This is a genomic window from Mucilaginibacter endophyticus (assembly GCF_003351025.1).
Lineage (GTDB): Bacteria > Bacteroidota > Bacteroidia > Sphingobacteriales > Sphingobacteriaceae > Mucilaginibacter > Mucilaginibacter endophyticus.
Window position 1 is genome coordinate 467780 of sequence record NZ_QPCG01000005.1, and the last position, 19986, is coordinate 487765.

At 44.9% G+C, this 19986-nt stretch carries 11 protein-coding genes; 10 read left to right on the forward strand and 1 reads right to left on the reverse strand.

The window, feature by feature from the left end:
• The first annotated feature begins 523 nt into the window (after positions 1 to 523).
• The 10 genes from DUL71_RS22225 to DUL71_RS22275 all read left to right on the forward strand — a co-directional run bounded on the left by DUL71_RS22225 (position 524) and on the right by DUL71_RS22275 (position 16180).
• Positions 524 to 2230: a ribulokinase gene (locus DUL71_RS22225; RefSeq protein ID WP_114940092.1), complete on the forward strand. Its 1707-nt coding sequence runs from the start codon at positions 524 to 526 to the stop codon at positions 2228 to 2230.
• 7 nt (positions 2231 to 2237) lie between these two features.
• Positions 2238 to 2936, forward strand: coding sequence for an L-ribulose-5-phosphate 4-epimerase (locus tag DUL71_RS22230; protein WP_114940093.1), 699 nt, complete (start codon positions 2238 to 2240; stop codon positions 2934 to 2936).
• 5 nt (positions 2937 to 2941) lie between these two features.
• Positions 2942 to 4303, forward strand: a complete 1362-nt coding sequence (locus DUL71_RS22235; RefSeq protein WP_114940094.1) for a glycoside hydrolase family 27 protein — start codon at positions 2942 to 2944, stop codon at positions 4301 to 4303.
• Positions 4304 to 4350: 47 nt separating this feature from the next.
• Positions 4351 to 5844: an L-arabinose isomerase gene (gene araA, locus DUL71_RS22240; protein WP_114940095.1), complete on the forward strand. Its 1494-nt coding sequence runs from the start codon at positions 4351 to 4353 to the stop codon at positions 5842 to 5844.
• 520 nt (positions 5845 to 6364) lie between these two features.
• Positions 6365 to 8065 carry a sodium:solute symporter family transporter gene (locus DUL71_RS22250; RefSeq protein WP_114940097.1) on the forward strand — a complete coding sequence of 567 codons (1701 nt, stop codon included), beginning with the start codon at positions 6365 to 6367 and terminating at the stop codon, positions 8063 to 8065.
• A gap of 215 nt (positions 8066 to 8280) precedes the next feature.
• On the forward strand, positions 8281 to 9453 hold the full coding sequence (locus DUL71_RS22255) for an aldose epimerase family protein (protein ID WP_244228814.1): 1173 nt from the start codon (positions 8281 to 8283) through the stop codon (positions 9451 to 9453).
• Positions 9454 to 9460: 7 nt separating this feature from the next.
• Positions 9461 to 11431: an alpha-L-arabinofuranosidase C-terminal domain-containing protein gene (locus tag DUL71_RS22260; RefSeq protein ID WP_114940098.1), complete on the forward strand. Its 1971-nt coding sequence runs from the start codon at positions 9461 to 9463 to the stop codon at positions 11429 to 11431.
• Between the two features lie 3 nt (positions 11432 to 11434).
• Positions 11435 to 12439: a family 43 glycosylhydrolase gene (locus tag DUL71_RS22265; protein WP_208645628.1), complete on the forward strand. Its 1005-nt coding sequence runs from the start codon at positions 11435 to 11437 to the stop codon at positions 12437 to 12439.
• Between the two features lie 201 nt (positions 12440 to 12640).
• Positions 12641 to 13618, forward strand: a complete 978-nt coding sequence (locus DUL71_RS22270) for a glycoside hydrolase family 43 protein (RefSeq protein ID WP_114940099.1) — start codon at positions 12641 to 12643, stop codon at positions 13616 to 13618.
• 333 nt (positions 13619 to 13951) lie between these two features.
• Positions 13952 to 16180, forward strand: coding sequence for a glycoside hydrolase family 2 protein (locus DUL71_RS22275; RefSeq protein ID WP_114940100.1), 2229 nt, complete (start codon positions 13952 to 13954; stop codon positions 16178 to 16180).
• A gap of 237 nt (positions 16181 to 16417) precedes the next feature.
• Here DUL71_RS22275 and DUL71_RS22280 read toward each other — a convergent pair whose 3' ends face one another.
• Positions 16418 to 19969: a VCBS repeat-containing protein gene (locus tag DUL71_RS22280; protein WP_114940101.1), complete on the reverse strand. Its 3552-nt coding sequence runs from the start codon at positions 19967 to 19969 to the stop codon at positions 16418 to 16420.
• Positions 19970 to 19986: the final 17 nt, after the last annotated feature.

Consider the following 19986-nt stretch of genomic DNA (forward strand, 5'->3'; position numbering starts at 1 on the left):
GTAGATGAAGGTTTTTAGTGTGCGTTGATTTACGAGGCACCTACGGAGCCTTAATCCGTTATTTCTTTGACTATAAACACGATACTCCTACGGAGTGCTTTAGCAAAATTGCTTTTCAACTCCGTAGGAGTATCGTGTTTATAGAATTTCCGCAATGCAAAATTTTAGGGCTCCATAGGAGCCTCGTTTTAATAAAAGCGATACTGGCTTAGCACGCATTTTGCTCATAAGCATGATGAGGATATGATTTAATTATCTCCTTAAATTAAACGTTTTACCATTCCAAAACAGCAAATCCACTACGGAATGATGTTTTTATATTGTTAAAATAACACTAATTATCGCCTCTCCGCTGGCCCTTTCTCCAAGTCTTTTCTGTGTCTGATTTACTTATGTAATGACTTTTTTACAGGGTTTACATCTCTGTTAACCTAATAATCGATTTTACCTGAATAATTTTTTAAATAAAATTTCTCTTTGTCAATAATTAAGTGTTATTTCGACAATAATTATAAATCTTTATATGAGCAATAACCAATTAGTGATCGGTGTCGATTACGGTTCCGATTCCGTGCGTTCCGTGATAGTGAACGCCGCCAACGGAGAAGAAATAGCATCATCAGTGTTTAATTATCCCCGCTGGCGCGATGGCAAGTATTGCGTGCCTGCCGAAAATCAATTCCGTCAGCATCCGCAGGATTATATCGACGGGCTTAAAACCACCATTAAAGATTGTATAGCGCAGGCCGGCGGCGAGGCCATCGCGAAAAACATAAAAGGTATTTCTGTTGATACTACAGGCTCAACTCCCGTAGCTGTTGACGCGACCGGCACCCCGCTTGCTTTAACTCCTGGTTTTGAAACCAATCCTAATGCCATGTTTGTGCTTTGGAAAGATCATACCTCGGTTAAAGAAGCTGCGCAGATCAATGAGCATGCTACAAAATTTGATACCAATTATTTGAAATACGTTGGCGGCATCTACTCGTCGGAGTGGTTCTGGGCTAAGTTATTACACGTATTAAGGGTTGATGCACAAGTACGTGACGCCGCGGCCTCATGGGTTGAGCATTGCGACTGGATCCCTTTCCTGTTAACCGGTGGTGCCGATGTTAAAGCTATCAAGCGCGGTCGTTGCTCTGCCGGTCATAAAGCATTATGGGCAGAGGAGTTTAATGGCTTGCCTCCCGAAGAATTTTTTGTTTCCCTTGATCCTGTACTGGCTGGTTTCAGGGATAAATTATATGAAGACACATACACTGCCGATGAAGCGGCCGGAAATCTTAGCGCGGAGTGGGCGGAGATATTGGGACTCTCAACCGATGTGATTGTAGGTACCGGCGCTTTTGACGCGCACATGGGCGCGGTTGGCGGCCAGATTGAGCCTTATCACCTGAGCAAGGTAATGGGTACATCAACCTGTGATATTTTGGTAGCCCCATCATCAGAGATGGAAGGTAAACTGGTACGCGGCATTTGCGGACAGGTTAACGGTTCGGTTATTCCGGGCATGACAGGTTTAGAGGCTGGTCAGTCGGCTTTTGGCGATACTTACGCCTGGTTCAAGAATATCCTGGCCTGGCCATTAAACAACCTGCTGTCGCAATCGCAGGTAATTGACGCGGCTACTGCCGAAGCCTTGAAAGAAGAAATTTCTGAGATGATCATCCCTGAACTGAGCAGACAAGCGGCTTTGTTACCAATTGATGAAAGTAATGAGCTGGCTATTGATTGGTTTAACGGCAGGCGTACGCCGGATGCCAACCAGGAATTAAAAGGCGCAATTACCGGCTTAGGTTTAGGTAGCGATGCACCAAGAGTATTCCGTGCATTGGCCGAGGCTACGTGTTTTGGCGCCAAAAGCATTGTTGATCGTTTTATCAGCGAAGGGATCCCGGTAAAAGGCATTATCGGTATTGGTGGTGTGGCAAAAAAATCATCTTTTGTGATGCAAATGATGGCCGATGTTTTGGGTATGCCTATCCGTATTCACCAGTTTAAACATACCTGTGCTTTGGGCGCGGCCATGTTCGCGGCAGTTGTTGCTGGTATCTATCCAACTATTGAAGAAGCCATGACAGCCATGGGCCGTGGGTTTGACGTGGTTTATGAGCCAAACATCGCGCTGAAAGAGGTTTATCAGCAACGCTATAATCAATACAGCACATTAGGACGGTTTGTTGCCGCCGAGGTTGCCCTGAAAAATAATCCTGAACTGCAAAACGCATAATAACGAAATGAGTAAATATGACCATATAAGGCTTAGTGCCTATAATGCCAACATGCAGCTGCCTAAACTTGGCCTTGTGCTGTTCACTTTTGGTAACGTAAGCGCTGCCGACAGAGAATTAGGCGTATTCGCCATTAAGCCAAGCGGTGTACCTTATGAAGACCTATCGCCCGAAAAAATGGTGATTGTTGATTTTGATGGCAATACTATTGAAGGTGACCTTCGCCCGTCAAGCGATACCAAAACCCACGCCGTGCTTTATAAACATTGGGATGGTATCAATGGTATTGTGCACACGCACTCTACCTACGGAACTGCCTGGGCACAGTCTCAACGTGATATCCCTATCTTCGGTACTACCCACGCCGATCATTTAACGGTTGATATTCCCTGTGCTCCACCTATGAATGACGAAATGATCAAAGGTAACTACGAGTATCAAACCGGTTTCCAGATCATGGAATGCTTTGAAGAAAAAGGTTTGGATTATAAAGAGGTTGAAATGGTATTGGTGGGTAATCACGCACCGTTTACCTGGGGTAAAACCGCCGAAAAAGCAGTTTATAACAGCGCCGTACTTGAAGCTGTAGCCCAGATGGCCTACCTTACAGAGCAAATTGACAGAAGCGCCCCCCGCTTAAAAGATGCGCTGATTAAAAAACATTACGAGCGCAAACACGGACCTGATTCATATTACGGACAATAAACCTGATGAAAAAAATAAATCTGTTTTTCCTGCTGCTTTGTTTTTTCGCCTGCACCCGGTTATCGGCGCAAGTAGCAGCTACACCGCCAATGGGTTGGAACAGTTATAACTGTTTTGGTTCGGCAGTACATGAAGATGAGGTAAAAGCCAATGCCGATTACATGGCAGAGCATTTGAAGCAACATGGCTGGGAGTATGTAGTTGTGGATTTTTTATGGTCGTACGATAACCCTCCGGGAAGTAACATCGGCAACCCATTCCAATTGCGTTTGCAGGATGGCTCATATGTGCCATGGCTTACTATGGATAAATGGGGAAGGTTAACACCACAGCCTACCAAGTTTCCATCGGCTTTTGGTGGTAACGGTTTTAAACCACTGGGCGATTATATCCACAGTAAAGGCTTGAAATTTGGCATCCACGTGATGCGCGGTATTCCGAGACAGGCCGTTTGGTCAAAATCACCGGTAAAAGGTACCAATGGCATCACTGCCGATATGGTAGCAGATACCAACTCAAAATGCCCATGGATGAACCATATGTATGGTTTGGATATGAAAAAACCCGGCGCACAGGAATACCTGAACTCGCTGTTAGAGCTTTATGCTTCATGGGGAGTAGATTTTATTAAGGTAGATGACCTTTCGCGCCCGTACAGCAATGCCGAGGTTGAAGGTTACCAAAAAGCGATTCAGCAATGCGGCAGACCGGTTGTGCTGAGCCTGTCGCCAGGTGAAACTCCTGTTGCGCAGGCAGCACATGCCACCAAATATGCTAACATGTGGCGTATGGCCGATGATTTTTGGGATAACTGGAAAGAGATCCTGCACATGTTTGATTATGCCAAAAGCTGGGAAGGCGTGGGCGGCCCGGGACACTGGCCGGATTGTGATATGATCCAGATTGGTAAACTGAGCAAACGTGGCCCGGTTGGAGAGGAGCGTTTCAGCCGCTTTACCCAGGATGAAGAATATACGCACATGACTTTCTGGAGTATTTTCCAGTCGCCGTTGATGCTTGGCGGTAACCTGCCCGAAAACCGTGATTTTGAGCTGAAGCTTTTTACCAATGATGAGGTAATAGCGGTGAACCAAAAAGGTGCACATCCAAAACAACTGTACAAAAAAGATGGCGCTATGATCTGGTATTCAGAGATTCCTGGCAGTAAGGATTTATATGTCGCCTTCTTCAATATTGGAGATGACGACAAAACCGTATCCCTGAATTTTAAAGATCTGGGCCTGAAAGGTAAAGTAATCGTACGCGATTTGTGGAAAAAGCAGGATGTTGGCCAGTACAGCTCAGGCTATCAGCAAAAAATAAATAAACATGGTGCAGCACTATTTAAACTGTCACCAAAAAACTAAACCAATTCATTAAATCAATAATTCGCTAAATCAATAATTAATATATAATGATCGATCTGAAAACATTTGAAGTATGGTTCATTACAGGTAGCCAGAACTTATACGGAGAAGAAACACTAAAAAAAGTTGCCGAGCACTCACAGGAAATAGCTAAAGGTATAGATGGCGCTGCCAATATCCCGGTGCGCGTGGTATACAAACCCGTTGTAAAATCAACCGAAGAAATTTATAACACCTTACAGCAGGCTAATGTTGCCGAAAACTGTATCGGTGTTATTGCCTGGATGCATACGTTTTCGCCTGCTAAAATGTGGATCAGGGGCTTAAGCATCCTTAAAAAACCGATGCTACACCTGCATACACAATATAACCGCGATATTCCATGGAGCTCGATAGATATGGACTTTATGAACCTTAACCAAAGCGCCCATGGCGACAGGGAGTTTGGGTTCATGGTATCGCGCATGCGCATTAACCGTAAAGTGGTTGTTGGTCACTGGCAGGACAGCGAGGTGTTGAAAGATATTGAAAGCTGGAGCCGTGCAGCTGCAGGCTGGTACGACTGGCAAGGTGCTAAATTTGTTCGTTTCGGCGACAACATGCGTTTTGTTGCGGTAACCGATGGTGATAAAGTTGAGGCCGAATTGAAATTTGGTTTCGCGGTAAATACTTATGGTATTGGCGATCTGGTAGCTGTAGTTGACAGCATCAGCGACGCGGAAGTTAAAGCCCTTACCGATGAATACGAAGCTACGTATACCATGGCCGATGATCTTAAACAAGGCGGCGCAAGGTATCAGTCGGTTTATGACGCTGCCAAAATTGAACTTGGCCTACGTAAGTTTTTACAGGATGGCGGTTACAAAGGTTTCAGCGATACTTTTGAAGATCTGCATGGCATGATTCAATTACCGGGTATTGCCTCGCAGCGTTTAATGGCGGATGGTTACGGTTTTGCCGGTGAAGGCGACTGGAAAACTGCCGCCCTTGTACGTGCTTTCAAAGTAATGGGTGCAGGATTGGCAGGCGGTAACGCTTTCATGGAAGATTACACTTATCACTTCGACCCGAACAACGCTTTAGTTTTAGGCTCACACATGCTTGAGGTAGATAGCAGCCTGGCTAATGGAAAAGCAGCATTAGAAGTTCATGCCTTAGGCATTGGCGGCAAGGCCGATCCTGCACGTTTGGTATTTAACGTAGCCGGTGGCGCAGCATTAAACGCTTCGATTGTGGATATGGGCAACCGTTTCCGTTTAATTGTAAACGAGGTTGAAGCTATTGAACCTATTGAAGATTTGCCAAAACTGCCTGTTGCAAGGGTACTTTGGAAACCGCTTCCGGATATGAAAACCGGCTGCGCTGCATGGATCTACGCAGGTGGCGCACACCACACCGCATACAGCCAAAATCTGTCTGCTGAGCTGATCAATGATTTTGCAGACATGGCAGGTATCGAGTTTTTACGCATAGGTAAAGACACCAAGCTTGATCAGTTCAGGAACGAGATCAGGTGGAATGACGCGGCTTATAAGCTGTAATACTTTCTAAAAGCAATAAGCTATAAAAAGGAAAATGCCGCCGCTCGGCTCCAGCCGAGTGGCAGCTATCCCAAGGCCTCTGGCCTGCTACTCCGGCTTCGGCGGTCAGAGGCCGTTAATAGTTACCACTCGGCTGGAGCCGAGCGGCGGCGGAGGTAAAAAAACGCGGTTTGCGTTAGGGATAGAAGCGGATACCGGCCATGTGGCTAAGGCCTGTGCAGTATGAGCGGATAGCCCGGGCCGAAGGCAACGCCATTGTGAATTTGAAATTTCGGATATCGATTTCGGAATGGTCTAAACTTGAATTCATGGAATTAAAGAATTTGTAGAATTCGCTTAGCATTCTGTCAATTCATTAATTCCACAAATTCAAGTTGAAAAAATGAGAAGAATATAAACTTAATCAAAGGCTCATAAAAACCCTCACCCTTTAGGAGAGGGTTGATAGGGAATAAATAAAAGAATAACTAACCAAAAAGAAGAAGAATTTAAACTAACCAACAATCCATTAAACCTAATAATGAACAAATTTGCAACTATCGATTACGTGATCTTCGTAATCTATTTTATTGTAGTTACGGGCTACGGGTACTGGGTATACAGCCGTAAAAAGATCAAAGGCGTATCCGATAGTCATGACTTTTTCCTGGCCGAAGGTTCGCTCACCTGGTGGGCTATCGGCGCTTCGCTGATTGCTTCAAACATATCGGCCGAGCAATTTATAGGCACCAGCGGTCAGGGCTTTGAAGTAGGCCTTGCCGTAGCAGCCTACGAATGGGTTGCCGCTATAGCGCTTATCATAGTGGCTGTGTGGTTTATCCCAATTTTCCTCAAAAATAAGATCTTCACCATGCCGCAGTTTTTGCATAACCGTTATAACGAAACGGTGAGCTTTATCATGGCCATATTTTGGCTGTTGCTGTACGTGCTGGTGAACCTTACCTCCATACTTTATCTGGGTGCTTTGGCTATCAACAACCTGATGGGCGGTGGCTACTTGCATGAAATCATTATTGCGCTTTCAATTTTCGCGCTGTTTATCACCCTTGGTGGTATGAAGGTAATCGGCTTTACTGATGTTATCCAAGTTTTGGTTTTGGTTATTGGCGGTTTGGCTACAACCTATATCGCACTTACTTTGGTGAGCGAGCATTTTGGTTTAGGTAAAGATGCTATGGCCGGTTTAAACAAAATGATGAGCGATGCTCCTGAGCATTTCAGAATGATGATGGCTAAACCTAAACCGGGCGCACCACAGGAAGAGATCAATAAGTATCTGGCCCTGCCTGGTATCGCCATGTATTTCGCCGGTCAGTGGATCGTGAACCTGAACTACTGGGGCTGTAATCAATACATCACCCAACGCGCTTTGGGTGCCGATCTTAAAACTGCCCGCACCGGGATCTTATTTGCCGGTTTAATGAAACTGGCCATGCCTGTAATTGTAGTTTTACCGGGTATCGCTGCTTATGTATTGTACAAAAACGGCGCTTTACAACAGGAGATGGCAACCGGCGGGCACTTCAAAATAGATAATGCTTATTCGGCAATACTTGGATTTTTGCCAACCGGTCTAAAAGGCCTTTCGGTAGCGGCACTTACAGCCGCGATTGTGGCATCACTTGCGGGTAAGGCCAATAGTATCTCTACCATTTTTACGCTGGATATTTACAAAAAGCATATCAATAAAGAGGCCAGCGAAAAAAACATGGTGGTATTCGGAAGGCTTACCATTGTGGCTGCCCTGGTATTCTCAATCATACTTACCTGGAAAGATTTGCTGGGCATAGGCGGTGAGGGTGGTTTTACCTTCATTCAAAAATATACCGGCTTTATCAGCCCGGGTATCTTTGCTATTTTCATTTTAGGTTTCTTCTGGAAACGCACTACCAGCGCGGCTGCTATAGCGGGTATTTTAACAAGCTTTGGCATGTCGGTATTGTTCAATAACTACGCGCCTAAACTGTTCGGTCACGAAACTTTCCTTTACACGGCTTTCCCTAACGGCAAAGGCGGTTATGAGATCCCTTTCCTGATTTGTATGGGCTTGTCGTTCCTGTTCACTATGATCGTGACGATAGGTATCAGCTTAGCCGGACCGAAGGTTAACCCTAAAGCGCTTGAAATTCCGCGCAGTATGTTCAAGGTCGAAAAATCGACCATGGCATTAATTATAGTTACGCTTATACTGCTTACCATGCTTTATGTGAAGTTCTGGTAAATGGTTGAAATATTTGATTTTTGAATAAGAAAGTCCCGCGCGAGGCGGGCTTTTTTTAATTAAATATTTTAAGTGTTTTTTTAACAATTATAAATTAATTTTTATACATTGGTCTCGCTGATCACTAGTTATCAGTTTAAGCCAATTTATTTGTTCCGGAAATTATAATAGTTAAAACGGTAATGCTGTAAAAGGCAAGCTAACAACCTCAAATTATGAAGAATAACAAGAATTTATTAATGATGTTAAGCTGTTCGGCTGCACTTTTCGCGGCTTGCAACGGTAATCCTAAAGCAACTGATTCAACCGTGAAAGATTCAACTTCGGTAACTACCCATGCTATACCCGATTCGGCAAATTTTGAAGCCGATGTACAAGGGCAAAAAACAAAACTCTTTACCCTTAAAAATACCGGCGGCGTAACAGCAGCTATCACTAATTATGGCGGCAGGCTGGTGAGCCTGTTGGTGCCTGATAAAGACGGTAAAGCTACCGATGTTATTTTAGGTTATGATTCGGTGAAAAGCTATCAAAAACCAAAGGAGCCATATTTTGGCGCCATCATTGGTCGTTATGGCAACCGCATTGCCAAAGGCAAATTCACGCTTGATGGTAAAGCTTACCAGCTGGATATTAACGATGGCGTAAATACCCTGCATGGCGGTTTTAATGGTTTTTATGGCAAGGTATTTTCTGCCAAGCAATTAAGCGCTTCACAACTGGAACTTACCTATGTTTCAAAAGATGGTGAAGGTGGTTATCCCGGTAATTTAACCGCGACCGTAGTTTATACTTTGGGTGATGATAACTCATTGAAAATAGAATACAAAGCTACTACCGATAAACCTACCATTGTTAACTTAACCAATCACGCTTATTTTAACCTGAATGGCGCGGGCAGCCCTACTATTACAGATAACGTAATGCAAATAAACGCCGATGCTTTTTTGCCTGTGGATACCACACTTATCCCAACCGGTAAATTACAACCGGTTAAAGATACCCCGTTTGATTTTACCACATCAAAAGCTATTGGTAAAGATATTGGTGCTGCCGATGAGCAATTAAAAAACGGCAAAGGTTACGATCATAATTTTGTATTGAACAAACATGATCTTACCACGCCGGTAGCTACCGCTAAAAGTACTGTTACCGGTATTACTATGGAGGTATTTACCGAAGAACCTGGTCTGCAGTTTTACTCTGGTAACTTTTTAACCGGCGAAACTAAAGACGGTAAAGGCGGCAAAGCATATCCGTACCGGTCGGCTTTTTGTTTGGAAACCCAGCATTTTCCTGATGCGCCAAACCAGCCTGCTTTTGCTTCAACCGTGTTAAAACCGGGAGAAACCTACCACACAGTTACCATTTACAAATTTTCTAAATAAGTAAATCATGTTAAAAAGGACTTTTTTAACGTTGTGTGCGGCCGGTGCTTTTGCTATGGCAAACGCGCAAACACAATATACCATTGCCGCGGATAAGGTAAAGGCGCATATTCAGCCTACCATGTATGGGATATTTTTTGAGGATATCAACCTTGCTGCCGATGGTGGTGTATATGCCGAGCTGGTAAAAAATCGTTCGTTCGAGTTCAACATGCCTTTGATGGGATGGAAGGAACAGAAGAAGGATGGAGGCGATGGCCGCACGGAAGTGATTAACCGTGCTGTTGAGCGCCCGGAGAATGCTCATTTTATAAAAAGCTATATCACAAGCGATGCCGGTTTTTACGGTTTCTCAAACGAGGGTTTCCGCGGTGGTATGGGTGTTAAAGAGGGTGAAGAATACAGCTTTTCGGTAATAGCTAAACAGGAAGGCGACACCAATGTAAAGCTAAACATTGAATTGCATGGCGATAACGGCGACATTATAGGAAAGGCAGAGCTTACGCCAACTGATAAAGAATGGAACCGTTACAGCGTAAAATTTAAATCGACTGCTACAACACCGAAAGCGCAACTTTATGTTTGGATGAGCGGCAAGGGTGTTATTGATATGGATATGATCTCGCTGTTCCCTGAACATACCTGGAAAAACCGTCCGGGTGGCTTGCGTGCAGATCTGGTACAGCGACTGGCCGATCTTAAGCCGGGCTTTTTACGTTTCCCGGGCGGATGTATCGTTGAAGGCCGTGAGCTTAACAATCGCTATCAATGGAAAAAAACCATAGGCCCGGTTGATAAACGCGAGAACATCATCAACCGCTGGAATACCGAATTTAAACATCGTCCGGCACCTGATTATTACCAAACTTTCGGTCTGGGTTTCATGGAGTATTTCCTGACAGCCGAAGATATTGGTGCTTCACCGCTGCCTATCCTGAATTGTGGTATGGCCTGCGAATTTAATACCGGCGAGTTAGTTCCGTTGGATAAGCTTGATCCTTATGTGCAGGACGCGCTCGACCTGATTGAGTTTGCCAATGGCGATGCCAGCACCAAATGGGGTAAGCTGCGTACCGATCTTGGTCACCCGGCACCATTTAATTTAAAAATGATTGGTGTAGGTAACGAGCAATGGGGGCCGCAATATATCGACCGCTGGAAAATTTTCACCAAGGCTATCAAAACTAAATATCCTAATGTGAAGATTGTATCAGCCTTAGGCCCATCACCTGAAGGCAAAGAGTTTGACCTGTTAAATAAAACGTTCCGTAGTTTGGGAGCCGATATTTTAGATGAGCATTATTATGCGCCGGCAAAATGGTTTAGGGATAATGCCCGCCGTTATGATAACTATGACCGTAAAGGCCCTAAGATCTTCGCCGGTGAATATGCCGCGCAAAGCGTATCTACAGTAAACCCGGATAATAAAAACAACTGGGAGTGCGCGCTGTCTGAGGCTGCTTTCATGACTGGTTTAGAGCGTAATGCCGACGTAGTAAACATGGCTTCATACGCCCCGCTTTTTGCCCACGTAGAAGGTTGGCAGTGGACACCAAACCTCATCTGGTTTGATAACCTGAAAAGCTATGCTACGCCAAATTACTATGTGCAGCAATTGTTTTCAGTAAATAAAGGTACCGATGTGGTGCCACTTACATTAAACAATGAAGCTGTAGCCGGGCAAAATGATAGCTATGCTACAGCCAGTCTGGATAAGAATACCAATGAACTGGTGATCAAATTTGTGAATACCAGCACATCGGCACAAAATGTGAGCTTTAAAATTACCGGTTCAAAAGGCTATCAAAAACAGGCTACGGTTACGACGCTAAAAGCTGACAGCAAGGACGCCGAAAACTCACTGACCGCACCTACAGCAGTTAGTCCGGTTGAAAGCACCATTGATATCTCTGGTAATACCCTGAAGCTGGCGCTTGAGCCGTACTCGTTCAAAATAGTAAGGCTTAAAAACAAATAACCCTTGAAAAAGATCCTTCTGATCATATCCTTATTGTTCCCGGGCATTATAAGCAATGCCCAGGAACTAAGGACTGATATATCGGTTCACGACCCGGTAATGACCCGGCAGGATAGTACTTATTATATCTTTTGCACGGGTAATGGTATTGCCATGTGGTCGTCGGGAGATAGGGTGCATTGGAAAGCTGAGAAACCGGTATTTGCCGCTGCCCCACAATGGGCGGTTGACGCTATTCCCGGTTTTAAAGGTCATATCTGGGCTCCGGATATTTCTTTTTACAACGGATTATACTACCTGTTCTATTCTGTATCCGCGTTTGGCAAAAATACATCGGCCATTGGCGTAGCAACCAATACTACGCTTCATACCAACGATGCTAACTATAAATGGGTCGATCATGGTAAGGTAATTCAATCTATCCCCGGTAAAACTAACTGGAACGCTATCGACCCTAATTTAATTACAGATAAAGACGGAACGCCATACCTGGTATTCGGCTCGTTTTGGGATGGGCTGAAACTGGTAAAGCTGAATAAAGACCGGTTAAGCGTTGCGGAGGATATTAGCAAGATTCCAACCATAGCTACCCGTAGAAAGGCAGCGGCAGAAAACCTGCCGGCCGTTGATGGCAACCCCGTTGACGCAGGTGGTAATGCTATTGAAGCGCCTTATATATTTAAGCACGATAAATATTTTTACCTGTTTGCCTCGATAGATTATTGCTGCAAAGGGCCGAAGAGCACTTACAAAATGATCATCGGTCGTTCAAAAAAACTGAAAGGGCCATACCTGGATAAGGAGGGTATAGCCATGAACAAAGGCGGCGGCAGCATTCTGCTGGCCGGCGACGCTAACTGGTATGGTGTAGGCCATAACGGGGTAAGTACTTTTGATGGAGTTGATTATATCATTTTTCATGGTTATGACGCGGCAGATAGGGGGATTTCTAAATTGAGGGTGGAGAAACTGAATTGGGTCGATGGATGGGCGGTGATAAGGAAATGAGTGAAGTAGATTGAACAAAGTAAGGGCCGTGCGATTCCCTCCCCTGGGAGGGTGTAGGGAGGGGTTTCATCGATCTTCCTACTTGCTGGCAGCGCACATAAACCCCTCCCTGCCACTTCACATACCGACCACGCCCCTCCCGAGGGAGGGAATTAGAAAGGCCGTGGGCTTAACGCCTATGAGTTTAAAATTGATTAACATATGAAAATATCACAATATCTGATCACATTAGGCCTGGCACTTGGTAGCCTGACACATGCCAATGCCACATCCCGCGATACCACTTTCCATTCGGATGGCAATCCTATTATCAGGCATAAGTATACTGCAGATCCGGCTGCTATGGTTTACAAGGATAAAGTATACCTGTACACGGGACATGATGAAGCTGCTCCAGGACATAACGGTTATACCATGCACGATTGGACTTGCTTTACTTCATCTGACATGGTAAACTGGACAGAACATCCATCCCCCTTGAATGTTAAAGAATTTAAATGGGCTAAAGCCGATGCATGGGCTTCGCAGGTAATTGAGCGCAATGGTAAGTTTTACTGGTATGTAGCGGTGGAACATGGTACAATTCCGGGTAAGGCTATTGGGGTAGCTGTATCTGACAGTCCGTTGGGGCCGTTTAAAGATGCCCGGGGCAGCGCTTTAGTGACCAATGACATGACCAAAGCTGTAAAACATTCCTGGGATGATATCGACCCAACGGTAATTATTGATAAAGATGGACAGGCCTACCTGTTTTGGGGTAATGGCATTTGCTACTATGCCAAACTAAAAAGCAACATGACCGAACTTGACGGCGAGATCAAAACCATTACCCTGCCACATTATACCGAAGCGCCGTGGGTACATTACCGTAATGGCTGGTATTACCTGTCGTACGCTTATGAATTTCCTGAAAAGATAGCTTATGCGATGGGCAAAAGCATCAATGGTCCGTGGGAATATAAGGGGATCATTAATGAGTTGGCAGGTAACTCCAATACCAATCACCAAGCTATTATTGAATTTAAAGGCCAATGGTATTTTATATATCATAACGGCGCGTTGGTGCCTGATGCCGGAAGTTTTCACCGTTCGGTTTGTATCGATTATTTGTATTACAATAAAGACGGCAGCATTAAGCGGGTTATTATGACAAGCGAAGGGGTGAAACCTGTAAAGTAATTTTATTGTAGAGACGCGTCACATGCGTTTCCCACATGCAGATCATGGTAGATTTGTTGTTCAATAAAAGACGCATGTGATGCGTCTTTACGTTAAATGATATTATAAACTAAGAAGCAGGAAAGGATAATCTCTTTCCTGCTTCTTAGTTTACGGGCTGTTACCTGCAACAAATCGTATCAACTTTTCTTCAAAACCAATCAAACGTAACCAAACGTTAAAATCGGTTCAATTTATCCTATACTTTTAGTGCGAAATAATTAATTCAAAAGCCTGTATGGCCGGTTTAAATCGTTTGTCGGAACTGTTTAGCCGGCTTTATAACCTACAATTATGAACATAAAAAAGTTTATTGTAATTGCCGCTGCCGCGTTGCCCTGTCTTACCTATGCACAGGAATGGCAGCCCAAAAAAGCCGTTTTAATGACGCGCTTTGCCAAAGATGTCGACCCGAAAAACGTACTGCCAGAGTATCCACGTCCACAACTGGCACGCGAAAAATGGATGAACCTAAACGGTCTGTGGCAATACCAACCAGGAACCGCCGCCGAGGCAGTGCCTAAAGGCAAGTTATCGAAAACCATCCTTGTGCCTTTTCCGGTTGAATCGGCTTTGTCCGGCGTAATGGAACAACACGACCGCATCTGGTACCGTCGTAAGTTTACCGTTCCTGCTTCATGGAAAGGTGAACATATTCTGCTACATTTTGGCGCAGTTGATTACGAAAGCGAAGTATTTGTTAACGGCAAAAGCTTTGGCAAACATACGGGCGGTTATGATCCGTTCAGCTATGATATTACATCAGCTATTAAAAGCGCGGGCGAGCAGGAGATCACCGTGCGTGTTTATGACCCGACTGATGACGGAGGTTTTCCGCGGGGTAAACAAACCTTGCATCCTCAGGGTATCATGTATACCTCAACAACCGGTATCTGGCAAACAGTTTGGTTAGAGCCGGTTCCTGCTGTAAACATCAGCGATATCAGGATCACACCAGATATTGATCAATCGGTAGTAAAATTAAATGTAGATGCTGCGACTGCGGCAGGTTACACGGTTAACGTAAAAGTAAAAGACGGCAGCAAGGTTGTAAGTACAGCTTCGGGCAAGCCTAATGCCGAATTTACTGTACCGGTTCCTAACGCCAAATTATGGTCACCGGATTCACCGTTTTTGTATGATTTGGATATCACCCTTGAAAAAGGTGGCAAAAAGGTTGATGCCATCAGCAGTTATGTTGGTATGCGCAAAATTTCGGTAGGCGAGCAGGATGGTTACAAAAAGCTTTTCCTGAATAATAAATTTCTATTCCAGATTGGTCCGTTAGATCAGGGTTTCTGGCCTGATGGTATCTACACTGCACCAACCGACGCGGCTATCAAGAATGATCTGCAAATGATCAAGAATTTCGGCTATAACATGGTGCGCAAACACATTAAAGTTGAGCCGTACCGCTGGTATTACTGGGCTGATAAACTGGGTTTGATGATTTGGCAGGATATGCCTTCGGCTAATTCTTACACTGAGCACACGCCACCGGTTGATACAGCTGCTTATGCTTCAGAACTTACCCGCATGGTTAAAACACACTGGAATTCCCCTTCTATTGTAACATGGGTGGTATTTAACGAATCACAAGGACAGCACAATACGCCAGAGTTGGTTAGCCTGGTGCGTAAACTGGATAATTCGCGTTTAATCAATCAAGCCAGCGGTGGCAGCCATTTTGGTGTGGGCGATTTCCTGGATATTCACAGCTATCCGCCGCCTGCTGCTCCCTCAAGCAAAACACAGGTGTTGGCCTGCGGAGAATATGGCGGTATCGGTTATATTATTCCCGGTCACGTTTGGAAAACAGGCCCGACGTACGTCATGATGGATAACCAAAAAGCTTATACCAACCTGTATGATGAGTTTGCCAACGATCTTGTGATCTACAAAACAAATGAGGGCTTAAGTGCCGCGGTATACACCGAAACTACCGACGTAGAAGTTGAGCTGAACGGTTTGCTTACTTACGACAGGGAAATTGTAAAAGGTCCGGTTGCAACTATCAAGGCATCAAATGATAAGATCATTCACGATGAAGAGTATATCCGCGAGGTGTTGCCATCATCAAAAGATAAAGCACGTACCTGGAAATACACTTTTGATAAACCTGCCGATGGCTGGTTTGGCGAAAAATTTGATGATAACGCATGGAAATCAGGCGAAGCTGGCTTTGGTACTGCCAACACTCCGGGAGCAGTAGTAAAAACTGTATGGGACGGCAAAGACATCTGGATAAGGCAGGAGTTTACGCTAAATGTATCTAACGTGAATAAGGATGATCTGGTGCTGTCATTACATCATGATGATGCCTGCGAGGTTTATATCAATGGTGTTAAGGCTGCCATAAAAGAAGGCTATACATCAGGTTATGCCATCATCCAAATGACTAAGGAAAGCAAGGACGCGATAAAACTGAATGGTAAAAATGTGATAGCTATCCATTGCAACCAAACTGTAGGCGGTCAGTATATCGACGCCGGCATTTCAGCAATGAGCAAAACTAAACCGTAAATTGGGGTTTATGTATTAAAGAAAACGCCCGGGCATATTGCCCGGGCGTTTTCTTTTTACCCTTACCCTAAAAAAAAGCCACCGCTCGGCTCCAGCCGAGTGGTAACTATCAAGCGGCCTCTGGCCGCCGAAGCCGGAGTAGCAGGCCAGAGGCCTGAGAATAATTGCCACTCGGCTGGAGCCGAGCGGCGGCGGGTTTATTGAACTATGCCATTGCAATGACGTATTTTCGCTGTTTTATCCCTTCCTTTTCCCACCATTATAACTCGTTATTGTCACATCGTCTGCATTAGCATCTAACTCTAATACACGTGATGATTGCGACAAGTATGTTGATCCGTAATAAAACTCAACGTGTTTTTTGCTGCCGTTTTTAAGGGTAATATCAGCATAAAAATCATCAGGTTTTAGCTTGATATATCGCTTGACAACGTTAGCACCGGTATTGCGGAATACTTTTACGCTATCCTGGTTTTGAGTAGCTACCAGCAAAGCGCCTTTGGCTGTTTGTATGTTTGCCAAGGCTTTTCCATCACCTGCCACGTAGATACCGCTTTGGGCTATTGACAGCGGAGTAAAGCCGCCTTTTCCGTCACCTTTCATGTATAAACCCATAAAAGCATCATGACGGCCAGTGAAAGGTTCCATGCCAAAATCGTTGCCTACCATTAATAGGTCAAGATTGCCATCATGGTCAACATCTTTAGTTATCATGCCATAAACAGGAGCCATTTGTGCGTCTTGTGGTAAGGCGCTAATGCTGAACGTTCCGTTACCTTTCCCAGTGATGAGGCTGGTATTCATATCAGTTGCTTTGAGGATCACGGCGCCTTCTTTATCTTTATCGCTCCACAGATTATTCATGGTAGCGTGACCGAAGCCGCGGTAGCTTGGATATTTTTTGCGGATGGAAATGAGCTGACTGATCAGGTCATCGCGGGTATGCATTGGGAACGGCTTTTGTGAGCCGTCTTCGTCCTTCAGATAGCAAAATATCATGGCATCGAAAGATCCGTTACCATCCAAATCTTTACCTAAAATGGTCATTGGCTGTTCAAATGATGCTTTGAAGTTTGAATTTTGCCCCAGGTTACCCGCCACATAATCAATATTGCCATCATTGTTAAAATCGCCTGCAACAATGCTGTTCCACCAGCCCACATGGTCGTCAATACCCGATTTAATTTTGCTGAAACCGTGCCCGTTGTTTTTATAGAAGGTAACCGGCATCCATTCGCCAACTACAACCAAATCGGTTTTGCCATCCTTATCAAAGTCCGACCATAAGGCGTCGGTGATCATGCCTCCATGAACCAGTTCCGGGCAAAGCTGACCGGTTACGTCGGTAAACTTACCGCCATCGTTCCTGAGTAAGTGACTAACCGGCGAGGAAGGATAAGCTCCTGAAACAGATCTTGAACCTACGAAAAGGTCAAGGTCGCCGTCGCCATCAAAATCTGCCGCGCGAACGCATGAACCGTTATCGTATTCTACAGGTACCGCTGTAATATCCCGGGTAAAATGGCCTTTTTTATCATTGATATAAAGCCTGTCCTGCGCGGTGGTATGCCCTTTCTGAAATTCGTAACTGCCGCTCGCTATGTACAGATCCGGAAAACCATCGCCATTGGCATCAAATAACAGGGCTCCCATATCTTCCTCGTCTTTAATCTCTTCGTTCAGGAAACGGTTGTTATCCATCGTAAAATGTCCGCTGGCATCCTGCATAAAAAATACGCCTTTGTTGCCGGCAGCGCCTCCCACAAATAAATCATCATAGCCGTTGCCGTCCACATCGCCAACGGCTATGGCAGGCCCGTACTGGCTTAGTTTATGTGGCAGGGTAGGTTGTATGTTATAGTCGATGGCATCTTTTTCCTGGTGCACATATTTTATACCGGTAGCATTATTTGCGTCCTGAAATACCGGGACGATTTTATCCGCAGCATCGGGCGGAAAATAGCCCGCTGCGTTTTTGTATTGGAGCGTGAGCGTTTGGTTTGCCTTCACACCAGTAAGCAGTTGGGTTTTACCATCAGGCCAGCGTACTCGTAACGAGTCGACAGTAGTTGATGCGCCGATACCGAAATGCCCGCGCGCGTCATCCGTACTCATGTACCCGCGGCAAGGCTGCTGATCATAAAACTGCTGGTTGCCTTTGTAATAGATCCGGATGGTAGCGCCAATGCCGCCAACGTTTTTGCTATCGCCTTGCAGGGCAACGGTTAGGTAATTATGATCTTTAGCTACCTGGGTTTTGCTGTTGGCAGTATTTTCATACACAAAAGCATCATCGTCAATATTGTTGATCACAAGGTCAAGGTCGCCATCGTTATCCAGATCGGCATAAACACCGCCGGTTGAAAAAGTAGGTTTTACAATGCCCCAATCCTTCGATTGATCTTTAAACAAATAGCCGCCCGCATTTCTGAACGCATAGCTTGATGTTTTTACAACCGGAAATGAATCGGCGGCAGCCAGCGTAGTGTTTTCTTTAACAGTACGGCCCTGGTCATTACTGTACAGGGCGTGGTCAAGGTCTGTTACGTCGCGGGGATAGCCGTTGGTGATCATCATATCGCGGTAGCCATCATTGTCAAAGTCGGCTACCAATGGTGTCCAGCTCCAATCGGTTTGATAAATGCCTGCCTGGTAAGCCATTTCGCTGTATTGCGGGTGACCTGCAGGTGTTTGGCCCTGGTTCAGTTGCAACACGTTGCGGATATATTGATGCTCGTAATTGAATTTTTTATTGTTGATATAAGTGATATAATTATCGCCAACCAACATGGTTTTTTTGCGGACATTCTCTTCGGGCAGCATCTCCAGCGATACCAGATCGGCCTTGCCATCGTTGTTGATGTCAACCATGTCTGATCCCATTACCGACCAGCCTGTATGCTTAAAGTATTCACCGGCGCGGTTGGTGAAAGTTCCGTTTTTATTGTTTACCCAAAGCAAATCGTTTGAAATAAAGTCGTTACCCACGTAAACATCTGGCCAGCCATCGTTATTTACATCGCAGATAGAAACCGAGTTACCGAAGCCCTCTATCAAGATACCGGCTTCTTTGGTTACGTTGGTGAATGTACCGTTGCCGTTGTTGCGGTAAAGGCGGTCGTTGTTCTGAGCACTGCCATCAGTTAATTTAGGGCGATAGGCCACCGGGGTTTCCTTGCCTAAAAAGTTGGTGAGTAGGTACATGTCAAGATCGCCATCATGATCGTAATCAAAAAATACAGCCTGTGTACTGTAACCGGTATCCTGCAGACCGTATGCAGCAGCCGATTCTTTAAAAGTCGGTACTCCATCTTTATTAGCTCCCTGGTTAATGTATAACAGGTTTTTGCGATGATTGGGATCACTTTTAAAGGATGAGCAAACGTAAATATCCAGCCAGCCATCGTTGTTGATATCAACTACCGAAACCCCTGCATACCAATCGCCATTGCCGGCAACACCGGCGGCATCGGTAACATCTTTAAATGTAAGTGAGCCTTTGTTGATGTATAATTTATTGGCAACCATGTTACCGGCAAAGTAAACATCGGGTAAGCCGTCGTGGTTAAAATCGCCAATGCCAACGCCTGCGCCATTGTACAAATACGGGTGATTGAGGATGTTGATGCTGTCACTTTCGGTAATCGTATTCTTAAAATCGATGCCGGTTTGAGACGCGTCAAGCAGTTTAAATAGGGTTGGGCCGGATGATTTTTTTGAACAGCCAACACCTAAAAATAGCAACAATAAGGTAGATAGTTTAAACGCTTTGGGTAAACTTTTTATCATGCAGATACGGTTAATAA